The organism is Streptomyces sp. NPDC036813 (assembly GCF_055609245.1).
Genome location: NZ_JBVJPV010000021.1, coordinates 130,540 through 153,589, shown reverse-complemented (window position 1 = coordinate 153,589; position 23,050 = coordinate 130,540). Strand labels below are relative to the sequence as shown.

Genomic DNA, 23,050 nt, shown 5'->3' with positions numbered 1-23,050 from the left:
TCAACGCTCACAAGTCCGGCACCATCAAGGGCCTCACCGCCGAGGTCGGCGCCTCCCTCACCAGCGGCGCCGCCATCTGCGAGATCAAGGACTGAGACGTCCCGCGAAACCGGGAACGCAAGCGCCCGGCGGACCGCGTCACCGCGGCCGCCGGGCGCTCGTGCGGTCAGGCCGGCGTCAGGCGGACCGGCACCGCCTGGTGGCCGTTGCTGATGAGGGACGGCACCGGGCGCAGTTCACCGGCCGGCACGGCGAGGGCCAGGTCCGGGAAGCGGGCGAAGAGCTGCCGCAGCGCCTCCACGACCTCCAGGCGGGCCAGCGGGGCACCGAGGCAGAAGTGCACGCCGTGGCCGAAGGCGAGGTGCTCCTTGAGGGTGCGGGTGACGTCGAAGGCGTCGGCGTCGTCACCGTGCCAGTCCGGGTGGCGGTTGGCGGCGCCGTAGGAGGCGACGATGGCCTCGCCCTGTGCGATGGTGACGCCGCCGGGCAGCTCGATGTCGGTGACGGCGTAGCGCAGCGGCAGGTGCTTGACGGCGGGTGAGTGCCGCAGGGTCTCCTCGACGACGTCGTCCCAGCCGACCTTGCCGGTGCGGACCAGGTCGAGCTGGCCGGGGTGGGTCAGCAGGGCGACGACGGCCTGGTCGATGACGTTGACGGTGGTCTCGTAGCCGGCGCTGATCATCAGCAGCAGCGTGTCGCGCAGTTCCTCGGCACTCAGGCCGCTGCCGTCGGTCTCCTCGTCGCGGGCCGCGATGAGCAGGGACGTCATGTCGTCGCCGGGGGTGGCGGTCTTCGTCGCGATCAGCTCGTCGAGGACGCCGTAGAGGGTGACGGTGTTGGCGTGGGACTCCTCCTGGGTGAGGGTGGTGTCGAAGACGCCGTCGACGAGCTGACGGAAGCCGTCGCGCTGGTCCTCGGGGACACCCATCAGGTGCCCGATGACGGAGATGGGCAGCGGGTAGGCCAGGTGCTCGCGCAGGTCCACGACCTCCCCGGCGGGCCGGGCGGCGAGGGCGTCGATCAGCTCCGTGACCATGGCCTCGATCGCCGGGCGCAGTTCGGCGATGCGCCGGGCGCTGAAGGCGGGGGCCACCATGCGCCGCAGCCTGCGGTGGTCGGCGCCGTATGCGGTGAACATGTTCTGGACCGCGACCCACAGGGCGAGGGGCCACGTGGCGACCTGCTCTGCGAACTCGGGCCAGTGCGCGCGTGCGTCCTTGGACACCGCCGGGCTGGTCAGCAGCTGCTTGAGGAGGGCGGGGTCGGTGACGGACCAGGCCTGGACGCCGAGTATGTCCACCCGCGTGGCCGGGCCCCGCTCGCGCAGGGTCCGGTGCTCCTCGTGGGCGGTGGCGCCGGTCGGGTCGAGGACGAGCGGGGGGTGCTGGGACATGCTGGTCTCCTGGGGGAAGAGGGCTGGCTCAGACGACGGCGGGGAAGCGGACGGGCAGGGCTTCCAGTGCGCGGTGGAAGGGGCCGGGGCGCCAGGCGAGTTCGGACTCGGGGCAGGCCAGGTCGATCTCCGGCAGCGCGTCCAGCAGGCAGCTGATGGCTGTCTCGGCGATGAGGTAGGCGTGGGTCCTGGCCGGACAGGTGTGCGGGCCGATGCTCCACGACAGGTGGGCGCGGTTGCCGGCGAGCTGCGCGGCGGTGAGGCCGGCGGTGACCGCGGGGTCGTTGTTGCAGGCGGCCATGGAGATGACGACGGGCTGGTGGGCGGGGAGCAGCACGCCCTCGACGTCGATCGGGTACGGCGGATAGCTGATGCAGTAGTTGGCCATCGGCGGGTCGGTGTACAGGACGGTGTCGAGGGCGTCGCGGACGGGCTGGCCGGCGTGCAGGCCCGCGGAGAACTGCTCGTCGGTGAGGATCCTGAGCACGGTGTTGCTGATCAGGTTGGTCAGCGGTTCGATGCCCGCGCCGTACAGCGTGACGAGCTGGTGGGCCATTTCGACGTCGTCCAGGCGGGCGGAGTGCGCGATCAGCCGGGACGTGACGTCGTCGCCGGGCTGCCGGCGCCGCAGGGCGACGAGGTCGCCGACGGCCCGGCCGAGGATCTCGTTGCCCCGGGCGGCCGTCTCGGCCTCCGCCTCGAAGATCTTGGCCATGCCGTCGGCGATGCGCCGGCCGATCTCGTCCGGGCAGCCGAGCAGCGCGCTGAGGACGCGGAAGGCGATGGGCCAGGAGTACTGGGTGAGCAGGTCGGCGTGGCCGAGGGCGCGGAACTCGCGGATGGCCGCGGCGGCGACCTGCTCCACCAAGGCGCGCAGCGCGTGCTGGTCGACGGCCTGGATGCTCGCGGTGTTGGCGGCACGGTAGCGGGTGTGCTCGGCGCCGGACGAGCGCAGCGCGTTGGGGCGCCACTCCATCATCGGCTTCACCGGGCAGGTGTCGGGGATCGACTGCTGCCAGATCCGCGGGTCGGCGGGGAAATGCAGCGGGTCGTTGAGGATGCGCCGGGCCTGGTGGAAGCCGATGACCAGGGTCGCGGGAACGCCGGGGGCGAGGTCGACGGGGACCAGCGGCCCGATGTCGCGGCGCATGCGCTCGTAGGCCGCGTGCGGGTCGTCGGCGAACTCGGCGTCGTAGAGGGCGATCCGCGTCGCGGGGCTCGCGCTGCCGGGGGCGTGGGTCGTCATGAACGGGGCTCCACCAGGGGGGTTAAGGCCTGACGGGTGGTCAGGTACTCGAGGAGGGTGATGAGCGCGTAGACACAGGAGCGGCGGTCGCGCGCGTCGCACTCGGTGAGCGGTGTGTCGTCGTCCAGGGCGAGCGCCTGCCGGATCTCGTGCAGGGGGTAGCGGGGCGCGTCGGGGAAGACGTTGATGACGACGGCGTACGGTGTGTCCTGGTCCTCCAGCAGGCCCAGCACCTCGTGGCAGCCGTCGAGGTCGCGCGTGTCGGCGAGGACCACCGCGCCCAGCGCGCCTTCGGTCAGCCCTTGCCACAGGGGGCGGAAGCGGGTCTGGCCGGGGGTGCCGAAGAGGTAGAGCACCAGGCGGTCGCCGAGCAGATGGATGCGGCCGAAGTCCATGGCGACGGTGGTGGACGTCTTGTGGGGCTTGCCGCGCAGATCGTCCACGCCGACGCTCGCCTCGGTGATCGGCTCCTCCATGCGCAGCGGGGTCACCTCGGAGACGCTGCCGACGAAGGTGGTCTTGCCGACGCCGAACGCGCCGGCGACGACGATCTTCGCCGACCGGCTGACGCCGGGGGCGAGGTAGGAGACGGCGGGCTGGTCAGACGAGTTCGCGGAGTCCACGCAGCACCTCCTGCAGCAGGTCGGATCCGGGCCGGTCCTCGTCGGCGGAGGCCGGCGCGGTGAGATGGCCGCTGTCCATGAGCGCGGAGACGATGATCCGCACCGTGGACGGCGGCAGTTCCAGGGCGGCGGCGACATCCGCGACGGCCAGTCCGCCGCGCCCGCCGGCGAACAGGCGCATCACCCGGCGGGCGTCCGGCCCCAGCCGGTCGGTGGGGCCGGACGCGGCGACGAGCACCGTCTCCAGGCGGACATCCCGGCTGGGGCGGTTGCGTCCGCCGGTGCGGACGTAGGGCCTGATCATGTCCGGGTCGTGCCGCGGACCGCTCACGTCGTGGTGCCGCCTTCCGCGGCCGGGCGGCGGCCGGCGACGTCCATCTCGTGGCCGAGCCGGGTCGCGAGGCGCACCATGTGGTGGGTGATCAGACCGACGTCCGCCTCGGGGCCGGTGGTGACGACGGAGAGCATGGTGTTCCTCGCGGCCGCGGTCGTCAGCCCGATGCGGCCCTGCGACTCGATGAGCAGCTGGCACATGCCCTTGCCGCCGACGTGCTCGTCCCAAGCCTTGCCGGCGGCCCGCAGCGACGCGGTCACGGCGGCGAGCTTCTCGGCGTCCTCCTGTCCGATGGTCTGCGTGCGGGCCTGCAGGAGTCCGTCGCCGCTCATCAGCACGGCGTACTCGACACCCTCGACGGTGCCGAGTTCCTGGTCGAGCAGCCATCCCAGGCTGTTGCTGTGCGTGTCGCGCATGGTCAGTGTCCTTCGGTGGGTCCGTTGTCTTCCGGCAGCCGGCCGCGGCGGCTGCCTGCAGCCCAGGCGGCCGCGACGCCGGGGCGGCCCGGCACGACGGCGTCCTCGGCCGGTGGCGGGGGTGTACTGCGCGGCCGGGCCGGGCGGCGGCGGACCGTGAGGCCGCTGGCGGTGGTCCGGGCGGGCTCCGGATCGGCGGGCTCCGGATCGGCGGCTTCCCGCGAGGCGGGGACGGCGGCGGAGTCGGGCACGACGGCGGCCTCCCTCGGGGCGGGCGGGGTGGCGTCCTGCCGGGCGGCCCCGGCGGCCGGCTCCGGTGCGGCGGGCTGCGCCGCGGCGGGCCGGGGAGCGGCGGCCGGCGCGGTCAGCAGGCTCTTCGGCAGCACGAGGACGGCCCGGGTGCCCTGGTAGATGTTCGGCGCGGTGAGCTCGACGCGGAAGCCGTAGTTCTCGGCCAGCAGCGAGGCGACCCGCAGACCGGTCTGCGGGTGGGCGCCGAGCCGGGTGATGTCGTCGCGGTGCTTGCCGGACATGATGTCGCTGGCCCACAGCAGCCGTTCGTCGTCCATGCGCAGCCCGGCGTCGTCCACGATCAGGAAGCAGGCGTGGTGGCCCTCCTCGACGGAGACGTGCACGCGGGCGGTCGGCGGGGAGTACCGCAGGGCGTTGTCCAGCAGCAGCGCCAGGGTGTGCACGACGGCCTCGACGGCGCGGCTCTCCACGGCGACGGTGTCCAGCTCGTGGTGTTCGATGCGCTGGTAGCCCTCGATCCGGCCCATCGCGGCGCGGATCACATCGGTCAGGGTGGTCCGCGGCCAGCGCCGGGAGAGCTTGTCGCCGGCCAGGACGGCGTAGCCCTGCGCGGTGAGGAGCATCTGCTGCGCGATGTGGTCGATGTGCACGAGGGTCGCGTACGCCTCGTCGTCCTGGTGGGAGCGCACGCCCTGGCTGATCTCCCGGCTCAGCCGGGACGCTTTGGCCACGACGTTGGACGCGAAGCTTCGCACGGCGGCGCGGGTGGCCTCGCGGGCGTCACGCTGCGCCTTCTCGATCGCCCGGTCGGCCTCGGAGCGGATCTGTGCGGTGTGCTCGTCGGCCGTGGTCTGCGCCGTCTCACGTACCCGGGTCACGGTGGCGGTCACCTGACCGGTGAGGTCGCGCAGCCGGCCGGCGAGGGGTGTGTGCACCAGCGGAGGGGGCGGGAGGAGGTCGCTGCCGGATGCCTCACCCGAGGCCAGCTCCGGTATCGCCGCGGTGAGTCGGGCGAGGGCGTACTCCGCGGCCTGCAGCTGCTCGGTGAGGTGCTGCGAGTGGCTCCGCAGCTGCTCGGCTCTGCCGCGTTCGCGCCGGTACACGCGGTGGAAGTGCCAGGTGGTCCCGGTGGCGGCCAGGGCGACCGCGGTGCCGGCGGCCAGTAACAGGTCGGTCATCGAGTCCTCTCCAAGGTGTCCGGCCCGTGAACCGGCCGGCACGGGGCATGGCGGCCGGGCGAGGTGGTACCACCGGCTGGATGCGGGCATGACAGGCCAGACGCCGGGAGCCCGGTGAACCCGCGCACCCGCGGGCGGCCCTGCGCCGGTGAGGACGCGGCGCGGATCCGGCCGGCGGCGAGTGCGGTGCGGCCGAGGTGAACGGGCCTGCCGGCTAAGTCGGGGAAGGCGGCGGGCACAGTGTCCTCTCGGGTCCGCGGTCTCGTCGTCCTGCGTCGCATTCGCGACGCCCGGTGGCCGTTGCCGGTCCGCCCGGAGTTTATCGGCAAACCCGCAGTGTGTTCGACGCTTCGGCCCTGAACCTGTGAAAGATCCATGACGACCCGGCAGCAACTCTGACCTGCGGGTCCGTTCCTTCGCCTATGTCCCGAACAACCCTGGTACGCAGGGAGGTTGACCCCTTTGCGTACACGGCCCGGCGGGACCGCCCACCCAGGGCGGACCGGTCCGTACCGCAGCCCCGCACCGCCCCGGTCTGGTGTAATCGTCGCCGGAAGATCCCCCGGGGGGCGGGGGTGTCACTGGGGGGCGGGTTTGGAAGAGCTGACGGCGGCCGACCCACGGCAGATGGGGCGCTACCGGATCCTCGCGCGGCTGGGGGCGGGCGGGATGGGCCGCGTGTTCCTGGGGCGCTCCACCAGCGGCCGGATGGTCGCGGTGAAGGTGGTGCGCTCCGAACTCGCGGAGGATCCCGAGTTCCGCCGCCGGTTCGCCCGGGAGGTGGAGGCGGCCCGGCGCGTGACGGGCTTCTTCACCGCCGCGGTCGTCGACGCCGACCCCGAGGGCTCACCCGCCTGGCTCGCCACCGCCTACGTGCCCGGCATCCCGCTGGACGAGGCGGTCCGCGTCCACGGGGCATGGCCCCGGCGTTCGCTGCTCGTCCTGGGAGCCGGGCTGGCCGAGGCCCTGGAGGCCATCCACGGCACCGGCCTGGTCCACCGCGACCTCAAGCCGTCCAACGTCCTGCTCGCGGCCGACGGCCCCCGTGTGATCGACTTCGGCATCTCGCTCGCCACCGAGGCGAGCGCCCTGACGCAGACGGGCATGGTGATCGGCACCCCGGGATTCATGTCGCCCGAGCAGGTGACGGGGGGAGCGATCGGCGCCGCCAGCGACGTCTTCTCCCTGGGCGCGGTGCTGGCCTACGCGGGCACCGGTGCGGCCCCGTTCGGGGCCGGCTCCCCGCACTCGGTGAACTTCCGCGCCGTCTACGAGCAGCCCGACCTTCGCGGGCTGCCCGCGCAGACGGAGTTCGTGGCCCGCCTGCTCGAGAAGGACCCGGGCCGGCGGCCGACCGTACCCGAACTGCTGGCCGAGTTCGCCCAGTTGCTCAACGAAGGGGAAGGGCACGCACACGGGGGCCCGCTGCCCAAGGAGACGGACTGGCTGCCCGAAGCGGTGGCGCTCGCCCTCACCGAGCGGAACACCGCCCTTGCCCCTCCCCGGTCCGCCGACCCGGACCGGCAGGCTTCCGCCGATGCGAACGGTGGACCCGGGCCGCGCGCCCACACGGCACCGCCCACCCCCGATCCTCGGGTCTCCCTGGCGAAGAGCCCCGCATCGCAGAAGCCCGACGCAGGGGCGCCCGCACCGCCGGAACCCGTCCCGGGAGTGCCCGCACCGCACAGACCCCGACCGGAGGCGCCCGCACCGCATCCCGACGTCGACGGGCCGGGCACGCAGCGGCCCCTGCCGCCCGACGCCCCCGAGCCGCCTGCCCACGAGCCTTTCGTCCTCTCCCCCGGCGCGCCCGCCGACCCGCCCGCGTCGTCGCCCGGCCGGGCCCGGCGCCGCCGGCTCGCGGCGATCGCGGTCGTGGCGGCGCTCGTCACCGGTGGCGGCATCACCGCCCTGCTCGCCCAGCAGGGCCGCGACCGGGCCGGGACACCCCACAGCGGGCCGCGCGCCTCCACTGCCGCGCCCACGGGCTTCGACGCCGCCGTCGGCCACGTCGTCGACGCCTCCACCCGCAAGGGCGGCACCCTGCGCCTGGTGAGCAGCGCCGACGCCGACTCCTGGGACCCGGGCCGCTCCTACTACGGCTGGGTGTGGAACATGCAGCGCCTCTACGCCCGGACGCTGCTCACCTACGACGCCAAACCAGGCCGGCCCGGTCTCACGCTCGTCCCGGACCTGGCCGCGGCCCAGCCGCAGGTCTCGGCGGACGGCCGGACGTACACGGTGAAGCTGAGGTCCGGCCTGAAGTTCGAGGACGGCACACCGATCACCGCGAAGGACGTCAAGTACGGCATCGAGCGCGTCTTCGCCCAGGACATCGTCACCGGCGGCCCCACCTATCCGATCGAGGCGCTGGACCAGGGGCAGAACTACCCGGGACCGTACAAGGACGAGCCCTCGGCGCGTTCCGGTCTGCGGTCCGTCGAGACGCCGGACGACCGCACACTCGTCTTCCGGCTGGCCAAGGCCGACTCGCGCTTCCCGTACCTGCTGGCCATGGGCGCCACCTCCCCCGTACCGCAGAATCGGGACACCGGCGCCGGTTACGCCGGCAAGCCCGTCTCCTCGGGCCCGTACCGGTTCGCGTCGTACACGCCCGGACAGTCCCTCGTCCTCGTGCGCAACGAGAACTGGGACCGGGCGAGCGACCCGCTGCGCACCGCCCTGCCGGACCGGATCGAACTGACCGTCACCACTGCCGACGGCGTGGCAGCGCGACTCCTCGACGGCAGCGCCGACCTCGACGTCCAGCAGGCCGGCCTGCCGTCGAGCGCCGCGGGCAAGGTGGTGCGGGACCCGAAGCTCAAGGCGCACGCCGATGCCCCGCTCACGGGGTACCTGCGCAGCCTCGCTCTCGTGTCGAAGACGGCGCCGCTGGACAACCCGCACTGCCGCAAGGCGGTGTTCTACGCCGCCGACACCGGCGCACTGCGGACCGCGCGTGGCGGCCCGACGGCCGGCTCCCTGCACGGCAACATGCTGCCTCCGACGGTGCCCGGCTCCGACGACTACGACCCGTTCGGCCTGAGCGGCGGTACGCCCCGGCCGGAGAAGGCCAAGGAGGAACTGCGGGCCTGCGGCAGACCGCAGGGCTTCACCACCAGACTCGTCCTGCGGTCCGGCCGGCCGCAGGACCAGCAGACCGCACAGGCGCTGCAGCAGTCCCTGAAGGCCGTGGGGATCACCGTCGAGACCGAGCGGCTGAACCTCTCGGAGTACTTCTCGGTCGTGGGCTCGCCCGGCGAGACCAAGAAGAAGGGTTACGGCCTGATGCTGTTCGCCTGGGGCGCCGACTACCCCCACGCCTCCGGCTTCCTGCCGCCCCTGACCGACGGGCGTCTCATCACGCCCGCGAACAACGTCGACTACGCCCAGATGAACGATCCCGAGGTCGACGCCCTCCTGGACCGGGCCCGGGCCGAAACCGACCCGGCGGCGGCGACCGAGCTGTACCGCCGGATCAACCACAAGGTCACCGACGGCGCGTACTACCTGCCGATCGTCGCCGAGAAGGCGCTGAACTACCGCAACCCGCGGCTGACCAACGTCTACGTCAACGAGGCGTACGGCATGGTCGACTTCCAGGCGCTCGGTACCGCGGACGGCACGTAGGTCACCGGCCGGGCGGCGCGGGCCGGACGCCCGCGCGGAACTTCGGGATGCGCACGGTGACCTTCATCCCCGCGCCCACGGCGGTCTCGATGACGAGCCCGTAGGCGTCGCCGTACACCTGGCGCAGCCGCAGGTCCACGTTGCCCAGCCCGATGCCCGTGGACGGTCCGCCGGTTCCCTTCAGGATCCGGCGCAGCCGCTCCGGTTCCATGCCGACGCCGTTGTCCTCGATGATCACCCGGGCCTCCGGGCCGTCGTCCTCGGCGAGGATGGTGACGGAGCTGCGCTCCACGCTGTCCTCCAGGCCGTGCTTGAGGGCGTTCTCCACCAGCGGTTGCAGACACAGGAACGGCAGCGACACGGACAACACCTCGGGTGCGATCCGCAGGTTCACCTCCAGCCGGTCGCCGAAGCGGGCCCGGGCCAGCTCCAGGTACTGCTCGATGGAGCGCAGTTCGTCCGCGAGCGTGGTGAAGTCACCGTGCTTGCGGAAGCTGTAGCGGGTGAAGTCGGCGAATTCCAGGAGCAGTTCGCGGGCCCGGTCGGGGTCAGTGCGGACGAAGGAGGCGATGGAGGCGAGGGAGTTGTAGATGAAGTGGGGCGATATCTGCGCCCGCAGCGCCCGGATCTCCGCCTCGATGACGTCGGAGCGGCTGCGCTCCAGCTCGGCCAGTTCCAGCTGTACGGAGACCCAGCGGCCCACCTCGTCGGCGGCCCGGGCCAGGACGGCGGACTCCTCGGGCCCGAAGGCTCCCAGAGCCCCGGTCCGGCGGCCGTCGACGGCGAGAGGCGTGACGACACCCCAGCGCACGGTGCAGTCGGGCTGCTCGCAGACGACCCTGACGGCCTGCGTCGCGCCCTTGCCCACCACGTCGGGCATCAGTTGCTCCACCAGGTCCCGGTGGTGGGCGCCCGGCCCCTCCCAGGCGAGCACCGTCTCCTCGTCCGTCAGGGTCATGGACGCCTCGCCCAGCAGCGGTCTCAGCCGCCGGGCCGCTTTGCGGGCGGTGTCGGGGGTGAGCCCGGCGCGCAGCGGACGCGCGGCGAGCGAGGCGGTGTGCAGCGTGTGGAACGTGGCGCGCTCCACCTCGGTGCCGAGCCCGGGCGGCTCCCGGCGGCCCCGCCGGGCGGTCAGGTACCCCATGGCCGCGCCGAGCGCGAACAGCGCGGTGCCGGCGGTGGTGAGGAGCGCGAGGGCCGGAGTGCTCATGATCGGACTCCCGTCTCGGGCAGGTGCAGGCGGGCCATGATCGCGGAGGTGCTGCGCGGGACGCGGTGCCGGGTGGCGAGGGACACGACGATCATGGTCGCGAAGCCCAGCGGCACCGACCACACCGCCGGCCAGGCGCACAGCACGTGCAGCCACCCGGTGCCGGGCGTGGCGCCCATCGCCGCGGCGACCGCGACCAGAGCGCAGCCCCCGCCCACCACCAGGCCGGCCGCCGCCCCGGGCGGGGTGAGGCCCCGCCACCAGATCCCCAGCACCAGCAGCGGGCAGAACGACGAGGCCGAGACGGCGAAGGCCAGTCCGACGGCGCCGGCGGCGGGCAGGTCCGGCAGGGCGAGGGAGGCGGCGACCGGTACCGCGATGCCGAGCAGCGTCGCGAGCCGGAAGTGCCGCACGCCGAGGGTGGGCAGGACGTCCTGGGCGAGCACGCCGGCGACCGACAGGGTGAGCCCGGAGGTGGTGGACAAGAACGCCGCGAACGCTCCGCCGGCGACCAGCGCCCCGGCCAGGTCACCGGCCATGCCGCCGATGAGCCGCTGGGGCAGCAGGAGCACCGCCGCGTCGGTGTCGCCGGACAGCATCAGATCGGGGGCGTACAGGCGGGCGAGCGCGCCGTAGACGGGCATGAGGAGGTAGAAGGCGGCGAGCAGTCCGAGGACGATGACGGTGGTGCGGCGGGCGGCGCGTCCGTCGGGGTTGGTGTAGAAGCGCACCACGACGTGCGGCAGCCCCATGGTGCCCAGGAACGTGGCCAGGATCAGGCCGTACGTCGCGTACAGGCCGTGTTCCTCCTGGCTCTGCGACACCGGTCGCGCCCGGTCGGCGGGCAGGGCGCGGGCCCGCTCCCCGGTCGCCACCCGGGGCACCTGCGCCCCGGCGGGAAAGGTCAGCGCGCTGCCGGCCGCGACCCGGTGCGTGCCCTGGGCGAGCAGGATCTCGTCGCGGTCGTGGTGCGTACCGTCGACCGTGCCCCGCGCGGTCACGCGGACCGGGCGGTCGATCGCGATGTCCTGCGGGGCGTCCAGGCTGACGAGCGTGGGCCGGTGGAAGGTGGCCGGGCGGTCCCAGGACGGCTGCGGAGTGTGGTCGGCGCGCCAGGCGGCGAGCAGGAAGAGCACGGGGACGAGCAGCGCGGTCAGTTTCAGCCAGTACTGGAAGGCCTGGACGAAGGTGATGCTGCGCATGCCGCCGGCCGCCACCGCCGTCGTCACCACCGCGGCGACCAGCAGGCCGCCGAACCACTGAGGGGCGCCGGTGAGCAGGCGCAGGGTGAGCCCGGCGCCGCGCAGCTGCGGCAGGAGGTAGAGCCAGCCGATGCCGACGACGAACACGGAGGCGATACGGCGTACCGCCCGGGATTCCGTCCGTGCCTCGGCGAAGTCGGGCAGGGTGTAGGCGCCCGAGCGGCGCAGCGGGGCCGCGACGAAGATCAGCAGGACGAGGAACCCGGCCGTGTAGCCGATCGGATACCACAGCATGTCGACGCCCTGGGCGAGGACGAGCCCGGCGACGCCCAGGAACGACGCGGCCGAGAGGTACTCGCCGCTGATGGCGTAGGCGTTCAGCCGTGGCGGGACGCTGCGGGAGGCGACGTAGAAGTCGGACGTGGTGCGGGAGATGCGCAGCCCGAGCGCGCCGACGAGCAGGGTCAGCGTCACGACCACCGACACCGCGACTATCGCGTAGGTCTGGTTCAACCCCTCGCCCCCTGCGCGTCGTGCGGACCGGCCCGCGCCGTCTCACGAGGGGTCTGGCACCGGGGCTCTCCTGGTCGTGCTCGCCGCCTCGGCGGTGATCACGTGTGGCGGTGAGTGTACGCAGCGGTGCTGCGGTGGAACAGGTGCCGTGCCTTCTTCCGGGCGGCGGCCCGCGGCCGGGACCGGCCGGTGTCCCGGCGGGGTCAACGGCCGCGTGGCGGGCCGCCGTTCGCCCGCTGGACGAGGAGATCACGCAGTTCGCGGGCGTTGCGCCGGCTCACGGCGAGGATCCGGTCGCCGATGCGCACGCTCAGACTGCCGCCGTCGAGACGGAGTTCCTCGATGCTCGCCAGACAGACCAGATACCGCCGGTGGATACGCACGAAGCCGCGGGGGCGCCAGCTCTCTTCGAGGGCGGCCAGGGAATGGCGGATCAGGTGGCCGGCGCCCTGACGGGTGTGCACACGGGCGTAGTCGCCCTGCGCCTCGACGTGGGTGATGTCGTCGATGTCGACGAAACGCGTCACTCCGCCGAGTTCCACGGGCAGGTGGGAGCCCCCCACGGCGGAGGAACGGGCCGGGAGGACGCCGCTGCGCCCGGGTGCGGTGGCCGGGACACCCGGGCGCGCCTGGGCGGTATGGGGGCCGGGGGCGGCGGCGAGGGCCTCGGTCACCCGCCGCACCGCCTCCGCGAACCGCTCCCTGCGGATGGGTTTGAGCAGGTAGTCGACGGCCTTGAGGTCGAAGGCGTGCACCGCGTGGTCCTCGTGGGCGGTGACGAACACGATCAGCGGCGGCGCCGCGAACCCGGCCAGCAGATGCGCCATGTCGAGACCGCTGAGGCCGGGCATGTTGATGTCGAGGAAGACGACGTCGATGCCGTCGTCCGCGCCGTTCCCCTCGCCGATGGCCCGGCCGAGCCGGCGCAGCGCCTCGGTGGCGCCCTGAGCCCCTTCGGCGTGGCCGACGCGCGCGTCGTCGCGCAGCAGGTACAGCAGTTCCTCCAGGGCCGGTGCCTCGTCGTCGACCGCGAGCGCCCGCAGGCCCGGCCGCCGTGGCGCCAGGTCGCGTCCGTCCGTGCCGCCCGCACTCCCGCCACCCATCCGACCCCTCCCCCGGGCTCGACCGGCCCACCCCGTGCGGTGGGCTTCCCGGAGGACGATAGCCACGAACCGACCGGGTCCGTCCAGACCTTCTGATGCCGGGGTCCCGCACATCGCCCGGCGGTGGCGGCGCCGCCGTGAAGAGGTCACGGCTCCTTGGTCCGCGCGGACGCGACGTACTCGTTCTCGTGACGTTCCGCGCGGCGCACGTACCAGCGTCCGATGCACAGCAGGACCGGATAGGGCACCAGCCCGAGGGCGAGCCACACGAGGAGGGGGACCTGCCCCCGCGCATCGAGCGACGGCAGCAGACGCAGTATCAGGGGCAGCGGCCCGAGCAGGGCGACGAGCAGCGCGACCGCGCCCAGGGCGAGCCGGGCCTGCCTGCGCACCAGCGCCCGGACCAGGGGGACGTCGTCGGGGGCACCGGCGTCGCTCCCGCCGGCCGGCCCCGGATGCGGACGAAAGCCCCCACCGCGGGTCGCGACCGGCTCACCGGTGACCACCTCGCGCCGGGGAACGGCGTCGGCACCCAATCCCGCACCCCCCAAGGGCCCTGGGCCGCACTGCTGCGGCGAGTGTACGCAGCCCCGCGATCCCGAACCAGACGGCGGGACGCGCGGGCAGGCACGCGCGGGAGCGGCGACGGGTCAGCGTCCGTCTCCGGTGAGCTTGAGGTCCTGGTGGGCGATCTCCAGCTCGACGAAGCACTCCTCGGCCTTGCGGAAGGCGATCTCCAGGGCGGCCGCCGCACGCGGCCCCGCGTGCGCCGCCGACCACCGCCGTACGTCGTCCAGTACGTCGGACCAGCGACCGGCAGCGCTCTTGATCCTTCCCACCGTTTCGGCGAGTTCGTGCGCGGTCCTCGGGGAGCCGGAGGGAAGCCCCCGCAGCTCGTCCAGCAGTTCCTGGATATCGGCCATGCGGCTCCTCCTCCGGGCCGCCCGGGAAGAGGAGCCCTGCCCCGCACGATAGGCGGGGCAGGGCTCCTCTTCCGCACCCGGGGACCGGCGGATCGGCGAGCGGTCCGTGTCATCGCCGGACGGTCGGCGCCGGCGGACGAACGGGGGACGAGCCCGTCGGCGCCGACCGCCCGTGCACCGGGCAGGTGCGGCGCGCGGTCAGCGGCCGGCTGTCGTCGCCTCGCGCGGGCCCGGGTTGCGGTGATCGTCGGTGCCCAGCGCGTGCAGGATCTCCTCGACGCTCTCCTTGGCGTCGCCGAAGAGCATGCTGCTGTTCTCGCGGAAGAACAGCGGGTTCTGCACGCCCGCGTAGCCGGAGGCCATGGAGCGCTTGAAGACGATGACCTGCTCGGCCTCCCAGACCCGCAGCACCGGCATGCCGGCGATCGGGCTGGACGGGTCCTCGGTCGCGGCGGGGTTGACGGTGTCGTTCGCCCCGATGACCAGGACGACCGAGGTACCGGCGAAGTCGTCGTTGATCTCGTCCATCTCCAGGACGATGTCGTACGGCACCTTCGCCTCGGCCAGCAGCACGTTCATGTGCCCCGGCAGGCGGCCGGCCACCGGGTGGACGCCGAAGCGGACCTCGACCCCCCGCTCGCGCAGCCGGCGGGTCAGTTCCGCGACGGGATGCTGGGCCTGCGCGACGGCCATGCCGTAGCCAGGGGTGATGATCACCGAGCTCGCGTGGGCGAGCATCTCGGCCGCCTCCGCGGCCCGCACCTCGCGGTACTCGCCGTGCTCCTCGTCACCGCCGGAGGACGCCTCGATACCGAAACCGCCCGCGATGACGGAGAGGAAGGAACGGTTCATCGCCTTGCACATGATGTACGACAGGTAGGCACCCGAGGAGCCGACCAGCGCGCCCGTGACGATCAGCAGGTTGTTGTCGAGCAGGAAGCCGGCCGCGGCCGCCGCCCAGCCGGAGTAGCTGTTCAGCATGGAGACGACGACGGGCATGTCGCCGCCGCCGATCGAGGCGACCAGATGCCAGCCGAGCGCCAGCGCCAGCACGGTCACCGCGATCATCAGCGCCAGGTTCGGACGAACCGTGAACCACACGGTCAGAGCGACGAACGCGACGAGCGCACCGATGTTGAGCGCGTTCTTGCCGGGCAGCATCAGCGGACGGGACTTGATGCGCGCCGACAGCTTGAGGAACGCGACGATCGAGCCGGTGAAGGTGACGGCGCCGATGAAGATGCCGATGAACACCTCGGCGTGGTGGATGCCCAGCAGGTCCGCGCCGATCCGGGTCTGCTCGCTGCCGTGCGCCTCCACCTCGAGGTAGCTGTTCCAGCCGACCAGCACCGCGGCGAGGCCGACGAAGCTGTGCAGAACGGCGATCAGTTCCGGCATCTGCGTCATCTCGACGCGGCGGGCACGCCACAGGCCGATCGCGGCGCCGAGTGCCATCGCCACCACGATCAGGGCGACCGCTCCGGCGGTGATGCTCTGCGCCGCGACCACCACGGTGGCGACCAGCGCGAGAGCCATGCCGGCGATGCCGTAGACGACACCGGCGCGGGAGGTGCGGTGCTGGGACAGGCCGGCCAGGCTCAGGATGAACAGCAGCGCGGCGACCAGATCGGCAGCGTGGGAGGCTGTCAGGGAGGTCATCTCGGCTCAGCCTTTCGAGAACATGGACAGCATGCGGCGGGTGACGGCGAAACCGCCGAAGACGTTGACGCTCGTCAGCAGGATCGCGACGACCGACAGCGCGGTGACGAGCGTGCTCTCGTGCCCGATCTGGAGCAGGGCGCCGATCACGACGATGCCGGAGATCGCGTTGGTCACCGACATCAGCGGCGTGTGCAGCGCGTGGTGCACCTTGCCGATGACGTAGTAGCCGATCACCACCGCCAGCGCGAACACGGTGAAGTTCCCGGCGAGTTGGGCTGGCGCGAAGGCGACCAGCAGGAACATCGCGAGCATGCCGAGCCCGATCAGGGTGAAGCGTCCAGCGGGGGTGAGCCTCGTCCGCTTCGGCTCGGGCTCCGGCTTGGCGGCCGGGGTCTGCGCGGCAGGGGCGGCGGAGACCGCGACGGGCGGCGGCGGCCAGGTGACGTCGCCGTCCCGCACCACCGTCACGGCCCGCTGGACCACGTCGTCGAAGTCGATCGTCAGCTGCCCGTCCTTGCCCGGCGTGAGCAGCTTGACCAGGTTCACCAGGTTGGTGCCGAACAGCTGCGAGGCCTGGGCCGGAAGCCGGGAGGCGAGGTCGGTGTAGCCGATGATGGTGACGCCGTTGTCGGTGACCACCGCCCGGCCTGCGACCGTGCCCTCGACGTTGCCGCCCTGGGCCGCGGCCATGTCGACGATCACGCTGCCCGGCTTCATCGCGGCCACGTCCCGGGCGGTCAGCAGGCGGGGCGCGGGACGGCCCGGGATCAGCGCGGTGGTGATCACGATGTCCACGTCCTTCGCCTGCTCGTGGTAGAGCTCGGCGGCGGCGCGGTCGTAGTCGGCGGTGGTCGCCTTGGCGTACCCGTCGGTGCTCGCCTCCTGGACGACGTCCACCGCGAGGTATTCGCCGCCGAGTGACTTCACCTGGTCCGCGACCTCGGGCCGCGGGTCGGTGGCGCGCACGATGGCGCCGAGGCTGGAGGCGGCGCCGATCGCGGCGAGACCGGCGACGCCCGCGCCCGCGACGAGCACCTTCGCCGGCGGAACCTTGCCCGCCGCGGTGACCTGGCCGGTGAAGAACCGGCCGAAGACGTGCGCGGCCTCGATCACCGACCGGTAGCCGGCGATGTTCGCCATCGACGACAGCACGTCCATCGACTGGGCGCGCGAGATGCGCGGCACCGCGTCCAGCGCCAGCGCGGTGATGCCGGCCTCGGCGAGCGTCCGGAGCAGCTCGGGCCGCTGCGCCGGGGCCAGCACGGCGACCAGGCTCGCGCCCCGCCGCAGCCGGGCGATCTCCGCGTCGGAGGGGGCGTTCACCTTCAGCACGACGTCCGCGGTCCAGGCCTCGCCGATGTCGGCGCCTGCCTCGCGGTAGGCCTGGTCGCTGAAGCCGGACGCGGCGCCGGCCTCGGGCTCCACCACGACCTCGTAACCGAGGCCGAGCAGCTGACGCACCGTGGCGGGGGTCGCCGCGACACGCGTCTCCCCGGAGGCGGACTCGGCGACGACGCCGATGCGCTGCGGTGGGTGGTGCGCGGGTTCATGGGCAGACATGTCTCGTGTTCTCTCCTCGCAGGAGGGACGGGTATCCGCGATCAAAGGCTGTCCACGAGCCGTGTTCCCCGTGGACCAGGTCGTTGGAACCTACCCGCCCGACCGGCCTGGGCAGAGGGTGCTACTCCGTGGTTTGTTTCACTCCGGGGTCATGGCGTGGTTCACTCCGCCCTGATCGCTCCGAGCGCGCAGGGGTGACGTGAGGCGATTGGACGGCCCTGAGGCGGCTGGTGCACGTGCCCGAACAGCGCGTACCGCGACCGGGTGCGCCGTCAGCATCCTGCTCGGCGACCTGCACAACGCCTCGCGCTCCGCGGGCCTGCTGGGATCCACGGGTGTCCTGCTCGCCGTCGCCGCCGCACCGACGGCGGCTTCGGTGGCGATCACACACACCGTCAGCCGCCGAAGGCACTGAGCGCCCGCCCGAGCCCGGCGCCGGCGAGAACGCGCACGCGGCGGCCGCCCGGGGCGAGGCGGTCGCAGCAGCGCTCGCGGCCTCCGCGCCTCGTCGTCGCGTCTGCGATGCACGTCCCCCGGCCGGTCGGCACAGGTGCCACGGGGACCTGGGGCGATGTCAGGGACCACTGATAGCGTGCCACCCCCTGTCGACAAGATCACGAAAGGACGGCACCTGTGCGGGAAGTGACGCGCCACGCTGTCAGCGACCGGCGTCTGACCGAGGCGCTCGAGGACATCCGGAGGCGAGCCAGGGGGCGCCTGCACGGGCTGCGGTACGGCGACGCGTCCCCGCAGCGACTGCGCGAGATGGGCGACGAACTCGTCGGGTACGTGGCCGCCCGGACGGTACGTGAGCCCACGCTCGACGAGACGTCGCGCCTCGCTCTGCGGACCGCGGCCGAGTGTGCGCTGGGCGCGCTGAGCATCGGGTGTTTCCCCAACGGCGATCAAGAGGTCTCCTTCCCCCTCATCGAGGAGGAGCTCACCGGTGAGGACATCGCCTTCGACGACGTGGTCGACCACGCCCCCACGGCCAGGACGTGGCTGGACGCGTTCCAGCTGTGCCTGGTCAGCGGGCTGGTGTGGGACTGGCAGCGCGTGATCGGCCTGCTGCTGCGCGGCGACTACGCGCCCGCGGTGCGTGACGGGGTGCCGTACTCGCGGTTCACCCCCGTCTCCGATGCGGCGGATCTCGCGGCCATGGACGCCCTGTGCGGCTACTTGACCGAGGCGGAGGGGCATCTGCCGCGGGACTGGCCGACCGTGCCGCTGTGCAAGCCGGACGACGACGCACGCGCCGAAGCCGCGCGGGGCCTGGACGCGGCGGGTCCGCTGACTGCCGACCAGCGCCTGCTGCGGATACTCCTCGACGACGACCAGGACCGCTTCGAGGAGGCACTCGCGGACCGGCTCGTCGAACACCGGCAGACCGTGGGAGCCGATCCCGCCCCCGCGACACTCCTTCCGCTCGGCGCGCTCGCCCCGGCCGTCCTCGCGGTCCAGGTGCACGGCTGGGACCTCGGCGTCCGCTCCGGCTACCTGCCGCCCGACCTGCTGGGCTCGCCGCTGGCGCTGCAGCAGGCGGACGCCCTGGGCGTCAACGACCTGGGCTACTGGGCCGCTAAGTAGCCGGCCGGCGGACGGAGGAAAGTCCGGTGGCGCCCGCCGCGGTGGCGCTTCCGGCCGCCCCCGCCGACGCGGTTCCGGACGCGCCCGCACCGGCGAGCCGTACCCCGTGCGGCGGGCTGCGTCACCGGGGCGTCGTCCACGAGGTCGGCGCCGGGGAGGCCCCGGCCACCGCGTGGAGCCCGCTGCGCGCCCGCACCGACTTGCAGGCGATACGGCACCGGCTGCACGCCGACACCGTGAAGGTCACCGGCGACGGCGTCGAGCGGCTCACCGTCACCGCGACCGAGGCGGCGGAGCTGGGCCTGAGCGTCAGCAGGAACTCGCAGCCCGCGTTCGGCTGCAACGGCACTTCCTGACGCGGCAGGTTCGGCGAACCGGCCCGTCTGGGTGCCCACACGTTCGTCGCCCCGGGCGCCCCGCACCGTGCCGAGCCCCGGCTCGACCTGGACATGGCGAGCCACAGCCTCGTGAAGACGGTCCGGGACCGCCCGGCCGACCCGGACTCCCCGTGGCACCGGGAACCGGAGGAGTCCTTCCGCGCCCCGGCCCGCGTCCACGGCGGCGCCCGCGCCGCGCGGGTCACTCGGAACGGAGCCACACCGCCGTGTCCCCGGGGAGCCCGCCGTCCGGGGTGAGGGGGCCGCTGGCCAGGAGCAGCCGTGCGTGCGGCGGCAGATCCACGGGCGCTCCGGACAGGTTGACCACGCAGAGCAGGCCGCCCGGACGCGCGAAGGCGAGGACGCCGTCCGGGGCGGGGAGCCAGGTCAGGGGGCCGTCGCCGAAGCCGCCCTCCGAGCGGCGCAGCGCCAGCGCCTGCCGGTAGAGGGTGAGCATCGAGTCCGGGTCACCGCTCTGCCGGTCCACGGCGTACGCGGCCCAGCCGGCGGGCTGCGGCAGCCAGGGCTCCACGTGCGACCCGAAGCCCGCGTAGGGGGCGCCGGCCTCCCAGGGCAGCGGTATGCGGCAGCCGTCGCGCCCCGGGTCGGTGCCCCCGGAGCGGAAGTGCATGGGGTCCTGGATGCGGTCGAGGGGCACGTCGGCCTCGGGCAGGCCCAGTTCCTCTCCCTGGTAGAGGTAGACGGAACCGGGCAGGGCCAGGGTCAGCAGGGCCGCGGCGCGGGCGCGCCGGGTGCCGAGTTCCAGGTCGGTGGGCGTGCCGAAGGCCTTGGTCGCGAAGTCGAAGGCGGTGTCCCGGCGGCCGTACCGGGTGACGGTGCGGGTCACGTCGTGGTTGCACAGCACCCAGGTGGCGGGGGCGCCGACCGGGGCGTGCTCGGCGAGCGTGTCGTCGATCGAGCGCCGCAGCCGGTCCGGGTCCCAGGGGCAGGCGAGGAAGGTGAAGTTGAAGGCGGTGTGCAGTTCGTCGGGGCGCAGATAGCGGGCGAAGCGTTCGGCGTCGGGGAGCCAGACCTCACCGACGAACACGGCGCCGTACTCGTCGGCGATCGCCCGCCAGGAGCGGTAGATGTCGTGCAGTTCGTCCCGGTCGACGTAGGGATGCGGGTCGACACCGTCGGTGAAGTCGGCGAGCGCCGGATCCTTGACGAGCAGGGCCGCGGAGTCGATGCGTACGCCTGCCACTCCGCGTTCGAACCAGAAGCGCAGGATGTCCTCGTGCTCCTGACGGACGGCAGGGTGCGCCCAGTTGAGGTCGGGCTGCTCGGGGGTGAACAGGTGCAGGTACCACTCGCCGTCGGGCACCCGGGTCCAGGTGGGCCCGGCGAACTGGGAGGGCCAGTCGTTGGGCGGGAGTCCGCCCCGGTCGCCGCGGCCGGGCCGGAAGTGGAAGAGTTCCCGCTCCGGGCTGCCGGGTCCGGCCTCCAGGGCGGCGCGGAACCAGGGGTGCTGGTGGGAGACGTGGTTGGGCACGATGTCGACGATCACCCGGATGCCCTTCTCGGCGGCCTCGGCGATCAGCTTCTCCGCCTCCGCCAGGGTGCCGAAGGCGGGGTCGACGGCGCGGTAGTCGGCGACGTCGTATCCGCCGTCGACCATCGGGGAGGCGTACCACGGGGTGAACCAGACGGCGTCCACGCCCAGTTCGGCGAGGTGGGACAGTCTCGCGCGGACGCCCGCGAGGTCGCCGATGCCGTCGCCGTCGCCGTCGGCGAAACTGCGCGGGTACACCTGGTAGATGACGGCGTCTCGCCACCAGGCGTCGGTGCGGCGCGAGTGAGGGGCTGCCACGTGAGAGGTCCTTTCGGGCAGGGGTGGGTACTTCGCCGCCGGCCCGGAGGCTGCGGGGCGTCGGACGGGCCGGCGGCGAAGGCTGGGGAGGCGTGCGGGGCGTGCGCGGCCGGGGGCGCGGCGGGGGTGTCAGCCCTTGAGACCGCCGGCCGTCAGGCCGCTCATGATGTTGCGCTGGAAGACCAGGAAGAGCAGCAGTGTCGGCAGTGAGGCGATGGTGAGCGCCGCGATCAGGACGTTCACGGGGACGCCGTTGGAGAGCGAGTAGATGCCGACGTTGAGGGTCTGCTTGGAGGGGTCGGGCAGGGTGAGCATCGGCCAGAGGAAGTCCTTCCAGATGCCGACGACCGCGAAGATCGACACCACGCCGAGGACGGGCCGGGAGATCGGCAGCACGATCGACCACAGGACGCGCATCGGGGACGCTCCGTCCATGGCCGCGGCGTCGAGGAGTTCCTTGGGGATGGAGTCGAAGAACCGCTTCAGCAGGAAGATGTTGAAGGCGTTGGTGACGGACGGCAGCCAGATCGCCCAGGGGGTGTTCAGCAGGTTGCGCTGCACGACCGGCACGTCGAGCACGGTCAGGTACTGGGGTACGACGAGCACGGTCGCCGGGATCATCAGCGTGGCGAGCATCATGCCGAGGATCGCCTTGCCGAGGACGGGCCGCAGCCTGGACAGCGAGTAGGCGGCCGCGACGTCCAAGACGAGCTGGAAGGCGAGGGCGCCGAAGGCGTAGTACAGCGTGTTGAGCAGCAGGGTGGAGAGGTCCATGACCTCCCAGGCGCGGGAGTAGTTGTCCGGGGCGAAGGACGTGGGCGCCCAGGTCGGGGGTGTCTGGATCACCTCCTGGCTGTCCTTGAACCCGCTGGAGACCATCCAGTACAGCGGGCCGAGGAAGACCAGGGTGAATCCGATGACGACCAGCGTGAAGACCGTCCAGTAGACGGCCTTGCCGCGCGGGCGGGCGAGTCGGGCCGGTGAGATGAGTGTGCGTGTGGACATGCCGGTCTCCCCCGGTCTACTCGTCGTCGGCGCGGCTGAGCTTGGCGTAGGCGGCGGAGAATCCGGCGAGCAGGACGAGCAGGAGCAGTCCGAGCGCCGCCGCGGCGCCGTAGTTGTTGAAGTTGAAGGCGTACTGGTAGATGAGGTAGACGACGGTGGTGGTCGAGCCCTCGGGTCCGGCGCCGCCGGTGAGCAGGAACGGCTCGACGAAGACCTGCATGGTGGCGATGATCTGCATCAGCAGCATCAGCGACAGGATGAGCCGGGTCTGCGGGATGGTGACGTGCCAGATCTTGCGCAGCAGGCCGGCGCCGTCGAGTTCGGCCGCCTCGTACAGTTCGCCGGGGATGCCCTGGAGCGCGGCGAGGTAGATCAGTGCGGCGCCGCCCATGTTCATCCAGGTCGCGGCGACGACGACGGACGGCATCGACAGGCCGGGGTCCTGCAGCCACTGCTGCTCGGGCAGGTGCAGAAACCGCAGCACCTCGTTGAGCAGGCCGTATCCCGGGTCGTAGAGGTACTTGAAGAGCAGCACCGAGGCGACGGGGGGCAGCATCACCGGGAGGTAGACCAGCAGTCTGAGGTAGCCCTGGCCGTGGCGGAACTCGTTGATGACGATCGCGACGACGAAGGGGACGGCGAAGCCGAGCAGCAGCGCGAGGACGGTGAACAGCGCGGTGTTGCGCCAGGCCTGCCAGAACGCCGGGTCGTGGAAGACGGTGGTGAGGTTGTCCAGGCCGACCCAGCTGACCCGGCCCGCCTCGGTCTTCTGGAAGGCGAGGACGAACTCCCGGATCATCGGGTACCAGGAGAACACCGCGAAGCACAGGACGGCGCCGATGAGGAAGCCGTGCGCGGTCAGGTTGCGGCGCAGGTTCCTGACGAACCGGTCGTGGCGGGACGGGGGGCCCGCCTGGCGGGGCGGGGCGTGACGGCGGGAGGGGTCCGCCTTGCTCGGGGTCAGGCTGGGGGCCGACATCGTCGCTCCTTGGTGCGTGCTGGTCGGGCGTCACGGTCGCGGGCGGC

The 23,050-nt window shown here is 72.8% G+C and carries 19 protein-coding genes; 3 read left to right on the top strand and 16 right to left on the bottom strand.

The features are described from left to right. Nucleotides 1–166 precede the first annotated feature (166 nt). Genes ACZ67Q_RS34365 through ACZ67Q_RS34340 form a run of 6 tightly spaced genes read right to left on the bottom strand, consistent with a single transcriptional unit; the run spans nt 167 to nt 5,442 of the window. Nucleotides 167–1,393, bottom strand: a complete 1,227-nt coding sequence (locus ACZ67Q_RS34365; protein ID WP_471190206.1) for a cytochrome P450 family protein — start codon at nt 1,391–1,393, stop codon at nt 167–169. Between the two features lie 28 nt (nt 1,394–1,421). Then, a complete protein-coding gene (locus ACZ67Q_RS34360) occupies nt 1,422–2,639 on the bottom strand; it encodes a cytochrome P450 (RefSeq protein WP_471190204.1) in 1,218 nt (405 codons plus the stop codon). Further along, nucleotides 2,636–3,262 (bottom strand): GTP-binding protein, encoded by a 627-nt coding sequence (locus ACZ67Q_RS34355; RefSeq protein ID WP_471190202.1) that lies wholly within the window; start codon nt 3,260–3,262, stop codon nt 2,636–2,638. Before ACZ67Q_RS34355 ends, ACZ67Q_RS34360 begins: the two co-directional genes overlap by 4 nt. Beyond that, nucleotides 3,240–3,566 carry a DUF742 domain-containing protein gene (locus tag ACZ67Q_RS34350; RefSeq protein ID WP_471190200.1) on the bottom strand — a complete coding sequence of 109 codons (327 nt, stop codon included), beginning with the start codon at nt 3,564–3,566 and terminating at the stop codon, nt 3,240–3,242. The genes ACZ67Q_RS34355 and ACZ67Q_RS34350 overlap by 23 nt, the downstream gene beginning before the upstream one ends. 23 nt (nt 3,567–3,589) lie before the next feature. Then, a complete protein-coding gene (locus ACZ67Q_RS34345; RefSeq protein ID WP_469810851.1) occupies nt 3,590–4,012 on the bottom strand; it encodes a roadblock/LC7 domain-containing protein in 423 nt (140 codons plus the stop codon). A gap of 2 nt (nt 4,013–4,014) precedes the next feature. Then, complete coding sequence (locus tag ACZ67Q_RS34340) at nt 4,015–5,442, bottom strand: ATP-binding protein (RefSeq protein ID WP_471190198.1); 1,428 nt, start codon at nt 5,440–5,442, stop codon at nt 4,015–4,017. Between the two features lie 594 nt (nt 5,443–6,036). Between ACZ67Q_RS34340 and ACZ67Q_RS34335 the strand changes: the two genes are divergently transcribed. Then, entirely contained in the window at nt 6,037–9,072 is a 3,036-nt protein-coding gene (locus ACZ67Q_RS34335) for an ABC transporter substrate-binding protein (protein WP_471190196.1), read from the top strand. Nucleotide 9,073: 1 nt separating this feature from the next. Here the strand turns inward: ACZ67Q_RS34335 and ACZ67Q_RS34330 are convergent, their stop codons facing one another. The 7 genes from ACZ67Q_RS34330 to ACZ67Q_RS34300 form a co-directional block, all read right to left on the bottom strand. Then, complete coding sequence (locus ACZ67Q_RS34330; RefSeq protein ID WP_471190194.1) at nt 9,074–10,282, bottom strand: sensor histidine kinase; 1,209 nt, start codon at nt 10,280–10,282, stop codon at nt 9,074–9,076. Continuing rightward, nucleotides 10,279–11,997, bottom strand: a complete 1,719-nt coding sequence (locus ACZ67Q_RS34325) for a sodium/solute symporter (protein WP_471190192.1) — start codon at nt 11,995–11,997, stop codon at nt 10,279–10,281. The genes ACZ67Q_RS34330 and ACZ67Q_RS34325 overlap by 4 nt, the downstream gene beginning before the upstream one ends. A gap of 203 nt (nt 11,998–12,200) precedes the next feature. Continuing rightward, the gene (locus ACZ67Q_RS34320; protein WP_471190190.1) at nt 12,201–13,100 is read right to left on the bottom strand and encodes a LytR/AlgR family response regulator transcription factor; all 900 of its coding nucleotides are present in this window, start codon (nt 13,098–13,100) and stop codon (nt 12,201–12,203) included. A 146-nt stretch (nt 13,101–13,246) separates the two neighbouring features. Further along, nucleotides 13,247–13,636, bottom strand: coding sequence for a hypothetical protein (locus ACZ67Q_RS34315; protein WP_471190188.1), 390 nt, complete (start codon nt 13,634–13,636; stop codon nt 13,247–13,249). Between the two features lie 114 nt (nt 13,637–13,750). Continuing rightward, nucleotides 13,751–14,023 carry a hypothetical protein gene (locus ACZ67Q_RS34310; RefSeq protein WP_471190186.1) on the bottom strand — a complete coding sequence of 91 codons (273 nt, stop codon included), beginning with the start codon at nt 14,021–14,023 and terminating at the stop codon, nt 13,751–13,753. A 198-nt stretch (nt 14,024–14,221) separates the two neighbouring features. Beyond that, the gene (gene pntB, locus ACZ67Q_RS34305) at nt 14,222–15,682 is read right to left on the bottom strand and encodes a Re/Si-specific NAD(P)(+) transhydrogenase subunit beta (protein WP_471190184.1); all 1,461 of its coding nucleotides are present in this window, start codon (nt 15,680–15,682) and stop codon (nt 14,222–14,224) included. A gap of 6 nt (nt 15,683–15,688) precedes the next feature. Then, nucleotides 15,689–17,245: a Re/Si-specific NAD(P)(+) transhydrogenase subunit alpha gene (locus ACZ67Q_RS34300; RefSeq protein WP_471190182.1), complete on the bottom strand. Its 1,557-nt coding sequence runs from the start codon at nt 17,243–17,245 to the stop codon at nt 15,689–15,691. A gap of 633 nt (nt 17,246–17,878) precedes the next feature. Between ACZ67Q_RS34300 and ACZ67Q_RS34295 the strand changes: the two genes are divergently transcribed. Both ACZ67Q_RS34295 and ACZ67Q_RS34290 read left to right on the top strand, forming a co-directional pair. After that, nucleotides 17,879–18,832, top strand: coding sequence for an immunity 49 family protein (locus tag ACZ67Q_RS34295; protein ID WP_471190180.1), 954 nt, complete (start codon nt 17,879–17,881; stop codon nt 18,830–18,832). 26 nt (nt 18,833–18,858) lie between these two features. Beyond that, nucleotides 18,859–19,188 carry a hypothetical protein gene (locus ACZ67Q_RS34290; RefSeq protein WP_471190178.1) on the top strand — a complete coding sequence of 110 codons (330 nt, stop codon included), beginning with the start codon at nt 18,859–18,861 and terminating at the stop codon, nt 19,186–19,188. Nucleotides 19,189–19,411: 223 nt separating this feature from the next. On the opposite strand, the gene ACZ67Q_RS34285 is transcribed toward ACZ67Q_RS34290, so the two are convergent. The 3 genes from ACZ67Q_RS34285 to ACZ67Q_RS34275 form a co-directional block, all read right to left on the bottom strand. Beyond that, the gene (locus ACZ67Q_RS34285; RefSeq protein ID WP_471190176.1) at nt 19,412–21,019 is read right to left on the bottom strand and encodes a glycoside hydrolase family 13 protein; all 1,608 of its coding nucleotides are present in this window, start codon (nt 21,017–21,019) and stop codon (nt 19,412–19,414) included. A gap of 129 nt (nt 21,020–21,148) precedes the next feature. Next, the gene (locus tag ACZ67Q_RS34280) at nt 21,149–22,024 is read right to left on the bottom strand and encodes a carbohydrate ABC transporter permease (RefSeq protein WP_471190174.1); all 876 of its coding nucleotides are present in this window, start codon (nt 22,022–22,024) and stop codon (nt 21,149–21,151) included. Nucleotides 22,025–22,040: 16 nt separating this feature from the next. Next, entirely contained in the window at nt 22,041–23,003 is a 963-nt protein-coding gene (locus ACZ67Q_RS34275; RefSeq protein WP_471190172.1) for a carbohydrate ABC transporter permease, read from the bottom strand. Nucleotides 23,004–23,050 lie beyond the last annotated feature (47 nt).

Bases quoted from the DNA above. Each gene is read 5' to 3' on its own strand.
- ACZ67Q_RS34365 (WP_471190206.1), bottom strand. From the start codon at position 1,393: ATGTCCCAGCACCCCCCGCTCGTCCTCGACCCGACCGGCGCCACCGCC.
- ACZ67Q_RS34360 (WP_471190204.1), bottom strand. From the start codon at position 2,639: ATGACGACCCACGCCCCCGGCAGCGCGAGCCCCGCGACGCGGATCGCC.
- ACZ67Q_RS34350 (WP_471190200.1), bottom strand. From the start codon at position 3,566: ATGATCAGGCCCTACGTCCGCACCGGCGGACGCAACCGCCCCAGCCGG.
- ACZ67Q_RS34345 (WP_469810851.1), bottom strand. From the start codon at position 4,012: ATGCGCGACACGCACAGCAACAGCCTGGGATGGCTGCTCGACCAGGAA.
- ACZ67Q_RS34340 (WP_471190198.1), bottom strand. From the start codon at position 5,442: ATGACCGACCTGTTACTGGCCGCCGGCACCGCGGTCGCCCTGGCCGCC.
- ACZ67Q_RS34330 (WP_471190194.1), bottom strand. From the start codon at position 10,282: ATGAGCACTCCGGCCCTCGCGCTCCTCACCACCGCCGGCACCGCGCTG.
- ACZ67Q_RS34320 (WP_471190190.1), bottom strand. From the start codon at position 13,100: ATGGGTGGCGGGAGTGCGGGCGGCACGGACGGACGCGACCTGGCGCCA.
- ACZ67Q_RS34310 (WP_471190186.1), bottom strand. From the start codon at position 14,023: ATGGCCGATATCCAGGAACTGCTGGACGAGCTGCGGGGGCTTCCCTCC.
- pntB (WP_471190184.1), bottom strand. From the start codon at position 15,682: ATGACCTCCCTGACAGCCTCCCACGCTGCCGATCTGGTCGCCGCGCTG.
- ACZ67Q_RS34300 (WP_471190182.1), bottom strand. From the start codon at position 17,245: ATGTCTGCCCATGAACCCGCGCACCACCCACCGCAGCGCATCGGCGTC.
- ACZ67Q_RS34280 (WP_471190174.1), bottom strand. From the start codon at position 22,024: ATGTCCACACGCACACTCATCTCACCGGCCCGACTCGCCCGCCCGCGC.
- ACZ67Q_RS34275 (WP_471190172.1), bottom strand. From the start codon at position 23,003: ATGTCGGCCCCCAGCCTGACCCCGAGCAAGGCGGACCCCTCCCGCCGT.